Source organism: Bradyrhizobium sp. 930_D9_N1_4 (assembly GCF_052076015.1).
In the GTDB taxonomy this organism is placed as follows: domain Bacteria; phylum Pseudomonadota; class Alphaproteobacteria; order Rhizobiales; family Xanthobacteraceae; genus Bradyrhizobium.
This window is the reverse complement of record NZ_CP197236.1, coordinates 1,101,241-1,118,091: the sequence shown is the minus strand read 5'-3', so window position 1 is coordinate 1,118,091 and position 16,851 is coordinate 1,101,241. Positions and strand designations below refer to the sequence as shown.

Here is a 16,851-nt window from a genome sequence, read left to right as displayed (position 1 = left end):
TGTCCTCAGAAAGCCTCTGCTCAGAACTTGTAGACCGCACGGGCATTGGTGCTGAAGATCTTCTTGCGCTCGGCCTCGGTCAGCGGCGTCTTGAAGGCGAAGCGCGGATCGTCGAAGTCCCAATGCGGATAGTCCGACGAGAACAGCAGGCGGTCGATGCCGACCCATTCGATCAGCGAGCGCAGGTGCCGCGCCTCGTCGGGCTCGTCGATCGGCTGCGTCGTGAACCAGAAGTTCTCGCGAACGTATTCGGACGGCTTGCGCTTGAGATGCGGCACCTCGCTGCGGAAGCGCTCGAAATGCTGGTCCATGCGCCACACCGCCGACGGGATCCAGCCGAAGCCGCCCTCGATGAAGACGATCTTCAGTTTTGGAAAACGCTCCGGCACGCCCTCGATGACGAGGCTGGCGAGCTGCGCCGCGATGGTGTGCGCATTCGACTGGTGCTCCTCGACATAATAAGACGGCCAGCCGCCGCCGGTCGGCGCGTGCCCGCCATAGCCGCCGACATGGATGCCGAGCGGCAAATCCAGCTCTTGTGCACGCTCGTAGATCGGCCAGTAACGGCGACGGCCAAGCGGCTCGTTGGCGCGCGGCGAGACGTTGATCTGGATGTATTCGCCGATTTTGGCGCAGCGATCGATCTCGGCAATCGCGAGTTCAACGCCGTCCTGCCCGACCAGGATCGAGGCCTTCAGGCGCGGATCGCGATGCGACCAGAATGCCAGCTGCCAGTCGTTGATGGCGCGCTGGATCGCTGCGCCGAAGTCGAGATTCTGCTGCGAGAAGATGAAGAGATCGAGCACTTGCAGGATTCCGAACTCGACGTCGAGCGGATCGAGATGCTGCTTCTGCATGAAGGCGAGATCAGAGCCCGGCACGCCGCCAGTGGGCGGCCAGGCGTCGCGCCGCGCGATCAGCGGCGAGGAGCGCGGATAAGGTGTCGTGAAAAGATAGGGCGTCCGCAGATGGCTGCCGTACTCCTTCAAATGCTGCTGCCAGCGCTTCGGCAGGAACTCGTTGAGATCGTCCGTCGAGCGCAGGCTCGGATGCACGTCGCAATCGACGATGCGCAGCCGGGCCGCTGCGGGTTTCTCATCGTCAAGAAATGGCCGGTCGATGACTTCACTCATGCGATCCTCCAGACTCTTTGTTTGCGCATGATCTTATCGGAAAACCGGTGCCCACTTTTCCGGATCATGCGCTAGTTGATCGACAACCGCGGAAACGTTTCCAGCGGATTGTCGACGCACATCTTGTCGATGATGCTCTTCGGCAAATGCGGCGGGATCGGATCGTCGCCGTCGAACTGCCAATGCGGATAGTCGGACGCGAACAGGAACATCTTGTCTGAGCCGATCTGGTCGATGATCTCCTCGACGCTTTTGGCATCGCCCGGCGCATCGAACGGCTGCATGGTGACGCGAAAATTGTCGCGGATGATCGCGGCCGGCTCGCGTTCGACCCAGGGCACCTCGACGCGCACGCCGCGCCAGGTCTTGTTGGCGCGCCACATGAAGGCCGGCAGCCAGCTCACGCCCGATTCCATCAGCACGACCTTGAGGTCCGGAAACTTGCCGAACACGCCCTCGTAGATCAGGCTCAATATCTGCGCCTGAAACGCCTGCGCCTCGACGAAGTAATATTCGTAACGGTGCGACGGCCAGCCGGCCGAACTCGGCGCCTGCCGATATTGCGTGCCGGCATGGATCGCGAGCGGCAGCTTGTATTTCTCCGCCAGCCGGTAGACCGGCCAGAAATGCCGCCGTCCCAACAGCGTCTCGCCTTGCGCCAGCACCAGGATCGACACGAAGCGATTGTCGCCGGCGCGGCGCTCGATCTCCTCGATCGCCAGATCCGGATCCTGCATCGGCACCACGATGGAGGCCCGCAGACGAGGATCACGCGACAGCCATTCAGCCGCGATCCAGTCGTTGATCGCCTTGCAGAAGTCGGCCGCCATGTAGGCGTCGAACACGGCCTGCGCGCCGTAAAGCACGTTAAGGATCGCGTGGCTGGCACCGAGTTGCTCGAACGCGCCCTTCTGCACCATCGCAAGATCGGAGCCGGGTTTTGCGCCGTTGGCCGGCCGCCAGTCGGCCCGGCCCGACAGCGGCATGCTCGGCGGATAGGAGGTGAGATCGAGCCCGTCGATGGCGCGGCTCAAAACCTGCTCTTTCCAGTGATCGCTGAGATAGGGAAGCAGCGTCGTGCGCGTGCCACCAACCGCCGGATGGATGTCGCAGTCGATCCGCGTCGCCGCCATGGAGCTTCCTCGCCGAGATCTTGTTTTTTGGCGGCGTTCTTCGTGCACCGCTTGCGCAGAGTGCCCCTGCCCGCGCCGACGCGCAAGGGAGCGCAGCCGCGCGATCCGTCATGGCTCGGTTGCATTTCGCAGGCGCAATACGAGGTTTGGTGGAACACACCGCCGCGCCCTCGGTGCGGAAGCGGCGGAGCGAATTGCTCCACCGCTTTCTTGCGTATTGGCTCTGCCTTCTCACGCCGCCTTGGACACTTCCATCAGCAGCCGCTCCGCCTTGGCATCCTCGATGCGGTTCACCATCCGGCTGCTCTCGTGGTTGTCGCGCACCGTCTTGGTCAGGGTGATGCAGGTCTGGATCAGCATCACGATGCCCATCGTGAGATAGCCCTTCATCCAGAGGTCGATCGGCAGGAAGAAGATGCCGATGGCGATGAGGAAAGCGGAGGCGGCGAAAGAGGCGTAAGTGAAGGTCACCCAGGCACTGCTGTGGGGCTGGCCGTTCTGGTTCATGATGGTCTCCTGCTTGTTCGAATGATGATCGGGTTTGAGAGACGAGGTTTGAGATCAGGCCGAAGGTCCGCGCCTGGACTTCAACCGCGCCAGCACGTCGTCCGCAGTCGTCTTGAGCCGGGGGCCAAAGCCCTGCTCGGCGAGTTTCTCGGCGGTGGCGAGCGGGCCGCTGGCCGCATCGAGCTCGACAAGTGCGTCGTCAGCGGCCTGGACTTCCAGCTGCCGGTCGCGCAGGCGCCTCAAGGTGCTCTCCGCTTCCGGCAGCGTGGATTCGTAGGGACGCGCTGCCTCGATGCCGCTGCGGCGAAGCGAGCGGACCGCTTCCGAGGCGCGGGCGATACGGCGGCCGCGATCGAGCTCGGTGATGCGGGCCTGCGCATTTGCCACGTGGCGCTTCAGCCTGGTGATCTCGGTCGCAAACAGCGCGCGTGCCGTCATCGCCGCATCGCGATCGGCCTCCAGGCCCGCGATGGCTTCGGCGGCGTCCTTGGCGAGATCCTCGCGGCCACCGTCGAGCGCCGCAACCGCGCGGGTCTCGAGATCGGCGATGCGGGCGACGGTCGCCTCTAACTTGCGGCCTTCCTGCTGGTCCTGGGCGATGGCCAGCGCCAGAGTCCGCTTGCTGCGCTCGACGGCGGCGGCCGCATCGCGCATCTGCTGGTCGAGGATCAGCAGGGCGGTCCGGTCTTCCAGTTCTTCGCCCGCGGCGGCCACGCTGCCGCGGAAAAGTGTCACGACGGTCTTGAACATCTGAATCTCCCTGTTATGAGCGTTGCTCACAGATGGTTAGTAGCAGAAATATTGAACATCGTTCAATAATTATTTGAGCGACGCTCACGAATTTGGTTAAAAATGGCTAACACCTTGTATCGTCGAGAGAAATTGCGATCCGACCTGATTGCGGCGGCGGAGCGGATGATCGCGGAACGGGGATTGGCCGGGCTGAAAACCCGCGATCTCGCCCGCGAGATCCGCTGCGCCAATGGCGCGGTCTACAATCTCGTCGCCGACGTGGACGAGCTGATCCTGCGCGTGGGCTCGCGCACGCTGCGGCGGCTCGACGAAGCCCTCAGCCCAGCGGAGGGCCTCGGTGAACCTTCGCCGCAAGACACGTTGGTCCGAATTGCGATTGCCTATTGCGATTTCGCCGCGGAAAACCTTCAGCTCTGGCGCGCGCTGTTCGAGCACCGCGTGGAGGCCGACAAGGCCCTCCCCGACTGGTCGATCGACGACCAGTTGCAGTTGTTCCGGCACATCGACCAGCCGCTGGCCGCGCTGCTTCCAAACCGCAGCCCGGACGAGCTCGGCATCACCGCGCGCAGCCTGTTCTCGGCCGTGCATGGCATGGTGGCGCTCGGCCTCGAGCAGAAGCTGGTCGCCGTGCCGCTGCCGGCGCTGCGCAAGGAAATCGCGGACCTCGTGCGCGCAATGATCGACGGACTGGTCGCGCGCGCGAGCTAGCCGCATCGCCTGACTAAAATTTCGCCTGTCGCATCGCGGGCGGCACGCTTAGCCTCCGTGAGGTCTTCTTTCTCCGGAGCCTCCCATGTCCCTCCTCATCCGCGGCGGCACCCTCGTCAATCACGATCATTCGCGCCGCGCGGACGTCCTGATCGACGGCGAGACCATCGTCGCGATCGGAGCATCGCTCGATGCGCCGACGGGGAGCGAGATCCTCGACGCCGGCGGCGCCTATGTCATTCCGGGCGGCATCGATCCGCATACCCATCTCGACATGCCGTTCATGGGCACCGTGACCGCGGACGATTTCGAATCGGGAACCAAGGCGGCGCTGACCGGCGGCACCACAATGGTGGTGGATTTCTGCCTGCCCGATCCCGGCCAGTCGATGCTCGCGGCCTATCAGGAGTGGCGGCACAAATCCGAGAAGGCGGCTGCCGACTACGGCTTCCACATGGCGGTGACGTCATGGTCGAAGCAGATCCACGACGAGATGGAGACCGTGGTCAAAACCTACGGCATCAACACTTTCAAGCACTTCATGGCCTACAAGGGCGCGCTGATGGTGAACGACGACGAGCTCTATAATTCCTTCGCGCGCTGCGCCCATCTCGGCGCCATGCCTGTCGTTCACGCGGAGAATGGCGACGTTGTCGCCCTGATGCAGGAAGCGCTGATCGCACGCGGCGTCACCGGCCCCGAAGGTCACGCCTATTCGCGGCCGCCCGAGGTCGAAGGCGAAGCCACCAACCGCGCCATCGTGATTGCGGACATGACGGGCACGCCGGTTTACATCGTGCACACCAGTTGCCGCGAGGCGCATGAGGCGATCGCGCGGGCGCGCGCAGCGGGAAAGCGCGTCTATGGCGAGCCGCTGATCCAGCATCTGCTGCTCGACCAGAGCGAATACCAGAACAAGGACTGGGATCATTCCGCGCAGCGGGTGATGTCGCCGCCGTTCCGTGACAGATCCCATCAGGACAGTCTCTGGGCCGGCCTGCAAGCCGGCTCGCTCCAGGTGGTCGCGACCGACCATTGCGCCTTCACCACGGAGCAGAAGCGGTTCGGGCTCGGCGATTTCCGAAAGATCCCGAACGGCACCGGCGGCCTCGAAGATCGCCTCGCTCTATTGTGGACCGCGGGCGTCGCCACCGGGCGGCTGACGAAGGAGGAATTCGTCGCAGTGACCTCGGCGAACATCGCCCGCATCCTCAACATCTATCCGCGCAAGGGCGCGGTCGCCGTCGGCTCGGACGCCGATGTCGTGGTGTGGGATCCCAAGGCGAGCAAGACCATCAGCGCCAAGCGGCAGATGAGCCGGATCGACTACAATGTGTTCGAGGGCTTCGCCTGTACCGGCGGCGCAGCCGTGACGCTGTTGCGCGGCCGCATCTTGTGGAAGGATGGCGATCTACGCGCCGAGGCCGGCGACGGTCACTACGTCGAGCGTCCGGCATTCTCGCCGGTGCATGTCGCGAACTCGACGTGGAAAGAGCTGACCGCCCCGCGCGCGGTCAATCGCCGAGCGGTGACGCCCTGAAGCGCTCACCGCACCGGCCTGTCGCGCTCTCCGGCGGTCCAGCGGCAACCACAGCTTGAACCCCGGACATCACTTAGGAACGAACATTCTGAGGCCTCGTTGTCGCGTATCTTATCCTTCCAGACCGCGAGTCCTCTCATGTATCACCACGTCAAGAAACTGATGTTCACCGTGCGCGTCGACGAACCCGATCCGCGCTTCGGCAATATGCTGCTCGAGCAGTTCGGCGGCGCCAACGGGGAACTCGCGGCTGCGATGCAATATTCAATTCAGGGGCTGAATTGCGAGGATCCCGACCGCAAGGATCTGCTGATGGATATCGGCACCGAAGAGCTCAGCCATCTCGAGGTCGTCGGCTGCCTCGCGCGGTTGCATCTTGCGCCGTCGAAGAACGACCGTCAGGCGGCGGAAGCCGATCCGCTCATCGCGATTGCCGGCGGCGGCGGGGTCAATCTGTTCAACTCGCAAGGCAATCCCTGGACTGCCGACTATCTCAAGATCACCGGCGAGCTCGACGTCGATCTCCGCAGCAACATCGCCGCCGAGGCGCGGGCCAAGATCGTCTACGAACGGCTGATCAATTTCTGCGACGACGCCGGCAGCAAGGACGCGCTGCAATTCCTGATGACGCGGGAGATCACGCATATGAAGGCTTTCGCGCGCGCGCTCGAAAGCCTCTCGAAGCCGGCTTTCAGCATCGGCAGGCTCGCTCCGACGCCCGGCCTCGTGAACCAGTACTTCAACGATTCCACCGGCAGCGGCGACCACGGCGAAATCGACACCCGCGGCCCGTGGAACGAGGGAGAAGACTGGGTGTTCACGGATTCTCCCGCGCTGCAGTCCTCGGATCCCGGCGCGGCCACGCCCATCGTCACCGAAAGCTCGTCGCCTGACGATCAAAGCGGCCTGACCGATCTCCTGCACCATGAGCTGCGCGACATCCTCCATGCCGAGAAACAGTTGACCAAGGCTCTTCCGAAAATGGCTCAGGCCGCGCGCTTCGACCAGTTGCGGGAACTGTTCGAGCAGCATCTGGCCGAGACCGAGAGCCAGATCGAACGCCTCAACGAATGTTTCGAGCTGCTCGGTGAGACTGCGCGGGCAAAACCTTGCAAGGGCATGATGGGCCTTATCGAGGAAGGCCAGGACGTCATGAAGGAGGGCGAAAAGAAGGAGGATGCGGCCGCCGACCTCGCGCTCATCAGCGCGGCTCAACGCGTCGAACATTACGAGATGTCCGGCTACACCACCGCGCGCAACCTCGCGCAACAGCTGCGCCACAGCGCAGTCGTCGCCCTGCTCTCCAAATCCCTCGCGGAGGAAGAGAATGCCGACCTCCTGCTCAATCAGGTCGCGCGGTCGCTGATGTCGGTGGCCAAGATGCCTGCGGCGCTGGAGCAGGCCGAATAGCCGACGGCGCGCCGGCGTAAACACTTGTACTGTGGCATGCACCTTGCCTCCTGTACCGGATGAATCCCGGGACAGGAGGCACTTCATGAGCGTTTCTCCCTTCTATGTGAGCCGCCGCAGCGTCGTGCTTGGCGGTCTTGGCAGCGCAGCAGCGACAGCGCTCACCCCACGTTTCGCCGGCGCGCAAGGGCGCGCCGAGACGCTGTTGGTGGTGCAGGAGCTGGGCCCGAACTCGCTCGACATGCAGGGCGTCGGCTCCAACCAGACCGTGAACGGGCTGTCCTGGAATTGTTACGATCGCCTTTTGAGTTACGCATCCAGGACCCTGCCGGACGGCACGGTCTCTTACGACCGCGAGAAGCTCGCGCCCGAGCTCGCCGAGAGCTGGGAGGTTGCGGCCGACGGCATGTCCTGCACCTTCAAGCTTCGCAAGGACGCAAAATTCCACGACGGCGCGCCTGTGACCGCCAGGGACGTCAAATGGTCATTCGATCGCGCGGTGAAGGTCGGGGGATTTCCGACCTTCCAGATGTCGGCGGGATCGCTGGAAAAGCCCGAGCAGTTCGTCGTGGTCGACGACCACACTTTCCGCATCGACTATGTCCGCAAGGACAAGATGCTGCTGTTCAATGTCGCGGTCGTCGTGCCCTTCATCATCAACTCCGAGCTCGCGAAAAAGAACGCGACGGCGGAAGACCCGTGGGCGCTGGCGTGGCTCCGAACCAACGAGGCCGGCGGCGGCGCCTACAGGATCGAGAGCTGGAAGCCGGGCAGCGAAACCGTTTTCGCACGGTTTGATGACTGGAAGAGCGGGCCGCTGCCCAAACTGAAGCGCATTATCGCGCGCGATGTGCCTTCAGCAGGCACGCGCCGCGCCATGCTGGAGCGGGGCGATGCGGATATCTCCAGCGGCTTTGCGCCGCGCGATTTCGAACAGATCATCAGGGAGGGCAAGGTCAAGGTGTCGGGCGTGCCGATCCCCAACGCGCTCTGGTCCATCGCGCTGAACACGGCAAAGCCGCCGTTCGACAATGTGAAACTGCGACAGGCGATCGCCTGGGCGATGCCGTATGAGCAGATCCAGAGCAACGCGTTCTTCGGGCGCGCCGTTCCGATGTACGGCGGTGCGGCGGAGGTCTCAAAGCCGGTCTGGCCGCAGCCCTCTCCCTATGTCACCGATCTCGACAAGGCCAGGGCGTTGATGAAGGAGGCGGGGTTCGAATCCGGCCTCGATACCACGCTATCACTCGACACCGGCACCGCCACCGTCGGCGAGCCGACGGCCATCCTGATTCAGGAAAGTCTCGCCAGGATCGGCATCAAGGCGGCGATCGAAAAGATCCCCGGGGCGAATTGGCGCACGACGCTGAATAGGAAGGAGCTGCCGCTCGCGCTCAACCGCTTCTCTGGCTGGCTCGACTATCCCGAATATTACTTCTACTGGAATTTCCACGGCAACAATTCGATCTTCAACATCTCGTCCTACCAGAACAAGGAGATGGACGCGCTGATCGACAAGGCGCGCTTCACCGCGGATGCGGCCGAGTACGACAGATGCGTGAAGGATTTCATCGCGTTGTGCATGCGCGACGTTCCCGTCGTGCCACTTAACCAGCCGATCCACGATGTCGCGATGCAGAAGGCCATCACCGGCTACGAATTCTGGTTTCACCGCGAGCCTGATTACCGCCAGTTTGCGAAGGGCTAGTCCCTCCTGACGACACGAACCGCAGGTGAAGCCGCCCTCGCCTGCGCGGTCGGAAAGCCGCGCGCCAGCCGCGCCTCGCTCGCGCGCAGCATCGCGGCGTCGAGCTTGCCCTGCCGCGATCCGTCCAGCGCGCAGGCGAAGACGCGGTAGAACTGCGCGCCGTCATAGGCGACCAGCAGCATATCGACGCCGGCGTTGATGGCCTCGACCACGGCCCTGCAGACGTCGTTCTGGTAGATCGCGCCCATCACGAAATCGTCGGTCATCACCATGCCCTGGTAACCCCACTTCTGGCGGATGACGCCATCGACGACGCGCTTCGAATGCGACGCGGCGCGATCGGGATCGACAGCCGTCAGCGTGACATGGCCGACCATCAAGGCACTGCGCGAATGCGACAGCACTTCGCGGAACGGGAGCCAGTCGGTCACCTCCAGCTCCCTGACCGGCGTATCGAGATTGGCGCTGAAATGATGGGTGTCGGTGCGCACGCGGCCGATGCCGGGGAAATGCTTCAGCGTGGCGCCGACGCCTGACTCTTCCAGCCCGCGGACATAAGCGCTCGCGATCGCGCTGACGACGGCGGGATCGGTCGCGATCGCACGCTGGCCGATCAGCGTGTGGAAATCGAGGCGGTTGCGCCGCGCCGGCGGCTTGAGATCGAGCACCGGCGCGAGGTTGAGGTTGACGCCCAACCCTGAAAGCTCGCGGCCATGGATGCGGCCGAACTCTTCCGCCTTGGCCTGCTGCTCGTCGGGTGCAAGCCCGGTGAGGGTCGCGAGCGCCGGCACTTTGGTTAGTGGCGGCGCGAGATGCCCGACGATGCCGCCCTCCTGGTCCGCGGCGACGACGAGCGGCGGCAAGCCTGCGGCGCGCCGCTTGTCCTGAAGCGCCGCGATCTCGCCCCGCAGCGTCTCGACCGTCCGTCCCCGGATGTTGTGGCGGGTGACATAGACGCCACCGATCAAGCCTTGCTCGGCGAGGCGCGCGACCTCAGGGAAGGAGGAATAGCCGACCATGAAGTGGGGGCCGAGCTGGCGCGCTTCGGCCGCGCTCGCGGCAAGCACATCGTGCTTGCGCAGCTCGAACTTCAGATGCGCGGCCGACATCAGGGCCGGCGGCAGGCACCAGAGCACGACGAGCAGCTTGCCCGCAATCGTGCGCCAACGTCCCCGGCGCAGCAGAACCATGACGATCACGATGCTTGCGACGACAAGCACGATGTTTCCGGTGCCACGCAGCACCAGCAGATAGGGATCGTTCTTGTTCGCGGCCGCGAATGCGACGAGCGGCGCGGCAAGCCAGAGCAGGATGAGACCGATGCGATGAAGGAGTTGCATGATGCGTCACGCCCAAAATGATGAACGCATCGCACCTATCAGCGCGACTGAAGCTGCGCGAGGGGCAAAAGCGTAGCTGCACGAAAACTGCAAAAGACTCCTGAAACCGTGCAGACGACGGTCCCGGCTTCTGCACAAGAGCCGTTCAGACTTCGTGATGCCACCCATCACGAAAGGTCTTCAGGACATGACGAGCCTGACTTCGACGATCGCAGCCGAAATCCATCCGATCAGGCATTCCTCGATTCCGGCCAAGGTCGGCCTTGCGCTGGTGCTGGCCGCGCTCGCCGACTGGCTGTTCTACGGCCAGCGGATCGGGCTGTCGCTGACACTGTTCGCGATCGCTATCGCCTGCGTCTCGGTGTTCTTCAATCATGCGACCCTGGACCTGCGGCGCACCATGATCGGCGCGTCCATTCTCGGCGCCGGTCTCGTGCCGGCCGTCGAGGAGCTCAACGCGCTGTCCTTTCTGATCCTTCTCGCATCGCTGGCGATTGCACTCCTGCTCACGACCAATCCGGAGACGACCGAACTTGCCGAGCGCGCCCGCGCGCTGCGTAACCTCCTCCTGCTCGGCCCCTTCAGGTTCTTCCTCGATGCGCTCCAGGTCTTCAACATGTCGGGGTTCACCCGGGGCATCGCGCTCTGGCTGATGCCTGCCGTGCTGAGCACCGTCTTCGTCGCACTATTCGCGGCGGCCAATCCGGTGATCGAGCAGTGGGTCTCCCTGCTCAATCCAAAACTTGTGTTCGAATATATCAGCATTCCGCGTGTGCTGTTCTGGGCCACAATGCTAGCGCTGGTCTGGCCGTTCATCCATGTGCGCTGGCGGCGCAAGACCATTGTCATCACCCCCGTCGCCGATGTGCCCGCCCCGCCGCCGCTCCCGTCCCAGGTCTCGGCGGAGTTTCTCGGCCCCTCGACGATCTTGCGCTCACTGATCCTGTTCAATCTGCTGTTCGCGGCACAATCGATTCTCGACGGCATCTATCTGTGGGGCCACGTCGCACTGCCAACCACCATGACTTATGCCGCCTACGCCCATCGCGGCGCCTATCCGCTGATCGCGACCGCGCTGCTCGCCGCCGCCTTCGTGCTGGTGGCGATGCGTCCGGGTGGACCGGCGGAGAAGTCCAGCGTGATCCGGCCGCTGGTCTATCTCTGGGTCGGGCAGAATGTCCTGCTCGTCGCCTCCTCCATCCTCCGCCTCGATCTCTATGTCGACATCTACATGCTGACCTATTGGCGGATCGCGGCCTTCATTTGGATGGGGCTGGTGGCGCTCGGGCTGATCCTGATCATGGCCCGCATTGCGCTCGACCGCTCCAACCGCTGGCTCGTCGGCGCCAATCTGATCGCACTGACGATCGTGCTGTATGGCTGCTCGCTCGTGAACTTCGACGCGTTCATTGCCGACTATAATGTCGCCCACAGCCGTGAAGGTTCGGGCAAAGGCCTATCGATCGATATCAATTATCTTACGCAACTTGGACCACAGGCGTTGCCGGCGATCGAGCAGTTGATCTCGCTTCGTCCCGACATGGTATACATAGTTGGTCTTGCCGGGGCGCGTGATCGGCTTGTAGAAACACAACGGCTGGATATGGCTTGGCGAGCCTTGGGCTTTCGAAGCTGGCGACTGCAACGGAAGCTCGACGCGCAATCCACCAGCCAACCCAGCCAATCGGCAGGATGAAGCGGAGAATTTCTTGGCGCATCGCATTCTCATCGTCGACGACGAGAGCCATATCCGCGAGGTCGTCCGCGTCGCGCTGAAGAAGGCCGGCATGGACGTGATCGACGCCCGTGACGGCAAGGAGGCGCTCGCCCGCTTTGCCGCCGACAAGCCCGATCTGATCGTGCTCGACATCGGCATGCCCGAGTTCGACGGCCTCGACGTCTGCCGCGAGATCCGCAAGAGCTCTGACGTGCCGATCCTGTTCCTATCGGCGCGCGACGAGGAGATCGACCGCATCCTCGGCCTCGAGATCGGAGGCGACGACTACGTGACCAAGCCGTTCAGCCCGCGCGAGCTGGTGGCGCGGGTCAACGTCATCCTGCGCCGCCTCAGCCCGCGCCATGGCGAGGCCAAGGCAAGTCCCGCCGCGCTGTCGCAAGGCGGCCTGCTGATCGATCCCGAGCAGCATGTCGCGACCTTTGCAGGCACACAGCTCAAGCTGACCGCGATCGAGTTCGGCATCCTGCGCGCGTTCCTGACCCGGCCAACCTCGGTGTTCAACCGCGAGCAGCTGATGCGGGCGGCGTATCAGCTCAACATCCAGGTCTCCGACCGCACCATCGACAGCCACATCCGTAACATCCGCGCCAAGCTGGCCGTGCTGAATTGCGAGAACGTGATCGAGACCATCCACGGCGTCGGCTTCAAGCTCGGCCGCTGCGAGCGAGAAGCATGAGCGCGGCGCCGGACAAATGGCGGCCATCACTCACGCTGGTGATCTTCACGGTGCTCGCGACCGTCGGCGTGCTGCCGCTGGTCGGCCTGTTCTTCTTCCGCCTCTACGACAACCAGCTGATCCGCCAGACCCAGGCCGAGCTGATCGCGCAGAGCCGCGTGCTGGCGACGATCTATGCGCAGGAGGTTACCTCAAGGCTCGACAGCGGCCTCACGCTCGGCGCCGAGGTACCGCCCAACGTGCTGCCCGATCCCGGCGACCAGGTCACCCCGATCCGTCCCGCGCTCGATCTCACCGCCAACGACCTGCTGCGGCGGCGGCCGGATGCGCTCGCCGCGTCGCAGCCGCCACAGCCCGCTTTTGTCGAGATCGGCGCAAGGCTGACGCCGATCATCCGCGAGACCCAGAAGGTGACGCTGGCGGGCTTTCGCATCCTCGATCCGCAGGGCGTGGTGATCGCCGGGCGGCAGGAGGTCGGGCAATCGCTCGCGCATATCGAGGAGGTCGCGGACGCACTGCATGGGCAATACCGCGCCACCTTGCGCAACCGCGTGCCGGACAAGCCGCCGCCGCCGATCTATTCCTTCAGCCGCGGCCTCGGCGTGCACGTGTTCTCGGCGATGCCCGTCATCGTCAACAACCGCGTCGCAGGGGTGATCTACACCACGCGGACGCCGAGCAACATTTTTGACCACCTCTACCAGGAGCGGGCCAAGTTCGTCCTGGCAGGACTGGCGGTGATCCTTGGCACGATCGCGATCGGCCTCGTCTTCTCGCGCACCATCACGCTGCCGATGCGGGAGCTGATCGATCGCGCCGCGCGGATCGGCCGCGGCGACCGCGAGGCATTTCAGCCGCTGCGGCATTACGGCACCCGCGAGTTCGCCCAGCTCTCGCACAGCTTCCTCGGCATGGCGGAGCAACTGGCGCGGCGCTCCGACTATATCGCGACGTTCTCGGCCCACCTCACCCACGAGCTGAAATCGCCGCTGACCTCGATCAAGGGCGCGGCCGAGTTGTTGCAGGATTCCTTCCAGGGCAAGGCCGAGGGCCTCACGCCGGCCGAGCAGAACACGTTCATCGCCAACATCCTGTCCGACACCCAGCGACTGGAAGCGATGGCGCAGCGGCTGCGCGAGCTCGCGCGCGCCGAAAGCCTGCCGCAGAACGAGCGCACGGAGCTGGCGCCCGTCATCGCCGACCTCAGGAGCCGGTTTCCGCAAAGCTCCATCGAGGCCAGCGGCAGCCTCGACCGGATGATCGGCATGTCCGGCGAAAAGGCGCTGATTGTGCTGTCGCACCTCGCCGACAACGCGATGCGGCACAAGGCGAAGTCGATCCGGCTGAAGGCGGTGGATGAGGGGACGACCCTGCTGCTGACAGTGAGCAATGACGGTGAATCGATCTCGGCCCCGAACCGTGACAGGATCTTCGATGCCTTCTTCACCACCCGCCGCGACCAGGGCGGCACCGGGATGGGGCTGGCGATCGCGCGCGCGGTAATGGCGAGCCATGGCGGCTCGATCAGGCTCAGGCCGACCGGCGACGGCGTCGCCTTCGAGCTGCAATTCCCTGCGGCCTAGATCGCGAACACCCAGGCGGCGACGATGGTGCCGATGGTGACAAGACCCGCAATGGTCCAGCCGGCGGCATATTCAAGTTCGGGATGACCGGTCGCCCGCATGATCTCGGTGGGATCGGCGGTATGCTTGTGTGCCATGACTGCCTCGCACGTGTTTCCCCGTGTCATGGATAAGTCGCATCGGCCGGCAAAAGGTTCCGTCACGGAAACGCGAGCAAACAAAAACTGCGAAAACAACTCCATGCACAGTAGGCGGCCCAATCCGGCCTGAGGCGCGGTCGCGCCACGCAAATGCTTGAACGACCGGTGCAAAACGGCCGCTTTGCGCAATGCGTGCGCGGCCGGCGTCTTGCCTTCCGAATCCGGTTGCATGCTAGATTGGCGCACGCAATCCAGGCAGGAGGACAGCATGGCCGACAACAAGGCAAAGCGGGGCAGCGCGGATCGGGCGCTGATCGCCCTCACCGAGACATACGAAGTCGCCTACTGGTCGAAGAAGTTCAAGGTGACGCCGGCCAAGCTGAAATACGCCGTCAAGAAGGTCGGCCACTCCGCCAAAAAGGTCGAGGCGTACATCAAGCTCCAGAAGCACCGCGCCTCCGACAAGAGCCGGATTGCGCTCAGCGAGGCCTATGAGGTCCGCTACTGGTCGAAGAAATTCAAGATCACTCCCGCCAGGCTGAAGGCCGCCGTGGCCGCCGCCGGCCATTCCTCCAGGAAGGTGGAGGCTTATCTCGCCGCGCAGAAGGCCGCGAAGAAGAAAAAGGCCAAGAAGGTCGCCAAGAAAACTAAGAAGACAACGACGAAGAAGGCCGCCTGAGGACGGCGCTACCTCTCTCGCAGTTCTCTCGCAACGCACACGGCCGCACGCCGGCCGTGGCGTTGCCCTCGACTCCTCCTGAGATTGCACGTTAATCTTCCCACCATCCGCCGATTTCCGGCGGCATTGCTGCATTTGCGAGCCGGGCGGCCACGACGCCGCGAGGCAGAAGACATTTTCAGGGGAAGCACGCGATGCGTTCGCTGTTTGCGCGGCTGCACCGGCGTTACGGGCCCAGGATTTCGGGGGCGGAACGCCAGCGCCGGGTCAAGGACAAGCTCGCCCTTCAACCCGCCCCGCCCTCGGTCCGCTCACCCACCGCGCTCCGCGCGCTGGCGGTGCGGCGCCCGAAGGTCGCGATCATCGGCGGCGGCTTCGCCGGCCTGATGGCGGCATCCGAGCTCGTCGCGCATTGCGAGGTGACACTGTTCGAGGCGCGCGACCGCTTCGGCGGCCGGGTTTTCAGCAAGCGAAAGCCGAGCGGGATCGTCGAGGCCGGCGGTGAGCTGATCGGCTACAACCATCCGCTCTGGCTGCGATACGCCAGGCAGTTCGAGCTCGGCCTGTCCGTCATCACCTCTGACACCAATTTCGACGCGCTCGAGCTCGACATGCCGCTGTTTCTCGACGGCCGCAAGCTGACCGAAGGCCAGATGAAGCGGGTCTATCGCGAGATGGACGACGCCTTCGACAAGTTCAGCCGTTGGGCCGGCAGGGTCGACCCGTACAAGCCCTGGCGCGCCAAGGGCGCAAGGAAACTCGACGCCAGGACGATTGCAGAGTGGATCGCCAGCCTCGACTGCTCCGAACTCACCAGGCACGCGCTCGAGGAGCAGTTCTCCAACGACGCCGGCCAGCCGACCACCCAGCAGAGCCTTCTCGCCAACCTCGCCGTCGTCGCCGGCGGACGGATGAAGAACCAGATCGATGCCTTCTTCACCCAGACCGAAACCCTGCGCTGCTCGGAAGGCAATCAGGAACTGGCCATTCGTCTTGCGAAGGACATCGGAGACAAGGGCGCCCACACCCACCTCTCGACGCCGGTACGCGCCATCCGCATCGAGGACGAAGGCGTGACCCTCGAATTTGGCACACGCTCCCCCTTCACCGCCGATTATGCCGTGCTCGCGATACCCCCGAGCCTGTGGCCGGACTCGCCCCATGCCAGGATCGCAATCACACCCCATTTGCCGCACGACTATTACGTCTCGATGGGGACGGCGGTGAAATATCTCAGCCCGCTCAAGAAGCGGTTCTGGATCGGCGAGGGCCTCGCCCCGACGGCCATCTCGAACCGGTTCGGCGTCACCTGGGAAGGCACCGACAACCAGATCGCCCCGCCGGAGCGTCCGGTCGAGCTCAGCCTGTTTGCCGGCGGCGACGTCGCGGCGGACGCGCTCAAGCACTATCAGCCCGGCAACCAGACGCAGGTCGACGCGTTTTATGCGCAGCAGATCGGCAGCGTCTACAAGGGTTATGTCGCGCATCTGGCCGGCGCGCCCGAGTTCATGGCCTGGCCGCGCGACGAATGGACCGCCGCCGGCTATTCCTGTCCCGCTCCCGGGGAGGTCTGCCGCGCCGGGCCGCTGCTGGCCAAGGGGTTTGAGGACCGCCTGTTCTTTGCCGGCGAGCACACCTGTTTCGCCTATTTCGGCTACATGGAAGGCGCGCTCCAGTCCGGCCAGACGGCGGCGGCTGCGATCTTCAAGGCCATGGGCCGGCAGCCTCAAGCGCATGGCGCTGCCAGGACCGGCAATTCTGTCATAGGCTCGGGTCGCCTTGCGGCATCGAAGCCATGATCGG

15 protein-coding genes are annotated in these 16,851 nt (G+C 64.2%); 9 read left to right on the top strand and 6 right to left on the bottom strand.

Annotation, left to right across the window (positions count from 1 at the left end; genetic code table 11):
- Positions 1 to 20 precede the first annotated feature (20 nt).
- The 4 genes from AB7532_RS05185 to AB7532_RS05170 form a co-directional block, all read right to left on the bottom strand.
- Positions 21 to 1,133: an amidohydrolase family protein gene (locus AB7532_RS05185; RefSeq protein WP_441233748.1), complete on the bottom strand. Its 1,113-nt coding sequence runs from the start codon at positions 1,131 to 1,133 to the stop codon at positions 21 to 23.
- 71 nt (positions 1,134 to 1,204) lie between these two features.
- Positions 1,205 to 2,266: an amidohydrolase family protein gene (locus AB7532_RS05180; protein ID WP_441233747.1), complete on the bottom strand. Its 1,062-nt coding sequence runs from the start codon at positions 2,264 to 2,266 to the stop codon at positions 1,205 to 1,207.
- A 231-nt stretch (positions 2,267 to 2,497) separates the two neighbouring features.
- Positions 2,498 to 2,773, bottom strand: a complete 276-nt coding sequence (locus AB7532_RS05175) for a YiaA/YiaB family inner membrane protein (protein WP_211396796.1) — start codon at positions 2,771 to 2,773, stop codon at positions 2,498 to 2,500.
- Positions 2,774 to 2,827: 54 nt separating this feature from the next.
- On the bottom strand, positions 2,828 to 3,523 hold the full coding sequence (locus AB7532_RS05170; RefSeq protein ID WP_441233746.1) for a PspA/IM30 family protein: 696 nt from the start codon (positions 3,521 to 3,523) through the stop codon (positions 2,828 to 2,830).
- 102 nt (positions 3,524 to 3,625) lie between these two features.
- Here AB7532_RS05170 and AB7532_RS05165 point away from each other — a divergent pair, with 102 nt between their 5' ends.
- The 4 genes from AB7532_RS05165 to AB7532_RS05150 all read left to right on the top strand — a co-directional run bounded on the left by AB7532_RS05165 (position 3,626) and on the right by AB7532_RS05150 (position 8,892).
- Positions 3,626 to 4,234 (top strand): TetR/AcrR family transcriptional regulator, encoded by a 609-nt coding sequence (locus tag AB7532_RS05165; protein WP_441233745.1) that lies wholly within the window; start codon positions 3,626 to 3,628, stop codon positions 4,232 to 4,234.
- Between the two features lie 85 nt (positions 4,235 to 4,319).
- Positions 4,320 to 5,774: a dihydropyrimidinase gene (hydA, locus tag AB7532_RS05160; RefSeq protein ID WP_441233744.1), complete on the top strand. Its 1,455-nt coding sequence runs from the start codon at positions 4,320 to 4,322 to the stop codon at positions 5,772 to 5,774.
- A 138-nt stretch (positions 5,775 to 5,912) separates the two neighbouring features.
- On the top strand, positions 5,913 to 7,184 hold the full coding sequence (locus tag AB7532_RS05155) for a DUF892 family protein (protein ID WP_441233743.1): 1,272 nt from the start codon (positions 5,913 to 5,915) through the stop codon (positions 7,182 to 7,184).
- 85 nt (positions 7,185 to 7,269) lie between these two features.
- Positions 7,270 to 8,892, top strand: coding sequence for an ABC transporter substrate-binding protein (locus AB7532_RS05150; protein ID WP_441233742.1), 1,623 nt, complete (start codon positions 7,270 to 7,272; stop codon positions 8,890 to 8,892).
- Here the strand turns inward: AB7532_RS05150 and AB7532_RS05145 are convergent.
- Positions 8,889 to 10,232, bottom strand: coding sequence for a glycoside hydrolase family 3 N-terminal domain-containing protein (locus tag AB7532_RS05145; RefSeq protein WP_441233741.1), 1,344 nt, complete (start codon positions 10,230 to 10,232; stop codon positions 8,889 to 8,891). The two genes, AB7532_RS05150 and AB7532_RS05145, sit on opposite strands and share 4 nt — an antisense overlap.
- 187 nt (positions 10,233 to 10,419) lie before the next feature.
- On the opposite strand from AB7532_RS05145, the gene AB7532_RS05140 reads away from it, so the two are divergent.
- Genes AB7532_RS05140 through AB7532_RS05130 form a run of 3 tightly spaced genes read left to right on the top strand, consistent with a single transcriptional unit; the run spans position 10,420 to position 14,229 of the window.
- Positions 10,420 to 11,928 carry a DUF4153 domain-containing protein gene (locus AB7532_RS05140; protein ID WP_441233740.1) on the top strand — a complete coding sequence of 503 codons (1,509 nt, stop codon included), beginning with the start codon at positions 10,420 to 10,422 and terminating at the stop codon, positions 11,926 to 11,928.
- A gap of 13 nt (positions 11,929 to 11,941) precedes the next feature.
- Positions 11,942 to 12,646 (top strand): response regulator, encoded by a 705-nt coding sequence (locus AB7532_RS05135; protein WP_441233739.1) that lies wholly within the window; start codon positions 11,942 to 11,944, stop codon positions 12,644 to 12,646.
- A complete protein-coding gene (locus tag AB7532_RS05130) occupies positions 12,643 to 14,229 on the top strand; it encodes an ATP-binding protein (RefSeq protein WP_441233738.1) in 1,587 nt (528 codons plus the stop codon). Before AB7532_RS05135 ends, AB7532_RS05130 begins: the two co-directional genes overlap by 4 nt.
- Here the strand turns inward: AB7532_RS05130 and AB7532_RS05125 are convergent.
- Positions 14,226 to 14,366 (bottom strand): hypothetical protein, encoded by a 141-nt coding sequence (locus tag AB7532_RS05125; protein ID WP_008133926.1) that lies wholly within the window; start codon positions 14,364 to 14,366, stop codon positions 14,226 to 14,228. The genes AB7532_RS05130 and AB7532_RS05125 overlap by 4 nt on opposite strands.
- Positions 14,367 to 14,637: 271 nt before the next feature.
- On the opposite strand from AB7532_RS05125, the gene AB7532_RS05120 reads away from it, so the two are divergent.
- Positions 14,638 to 15,048, top strand: coding sequence for a DUF3606 domain-containing protein (locus AB7532_RS05120; protein WP_441233737.1), 411 nt, complete (start codon positions 14,638 to 14,640; stop codon positions 15,046 to 15,048).
- 194 nt (positions 15,049 to 15,242) lie between these two features.
- The gene (locus AB7532_RS05115) at positions 15,243 to 16,847 is read left to right on the top strand and encodes a flavin monoamine oxidase family protein (RefSeq protein ID WP_441233736.1); all 1,605 of its coding nucleotides are present in this window, start codon (positions 15,243 to 15,245) and stop codon (positions 16,845 to 16,847) included.
- Positions 16,848 to 16,851 lie beyond the last annotated feature (4 nt).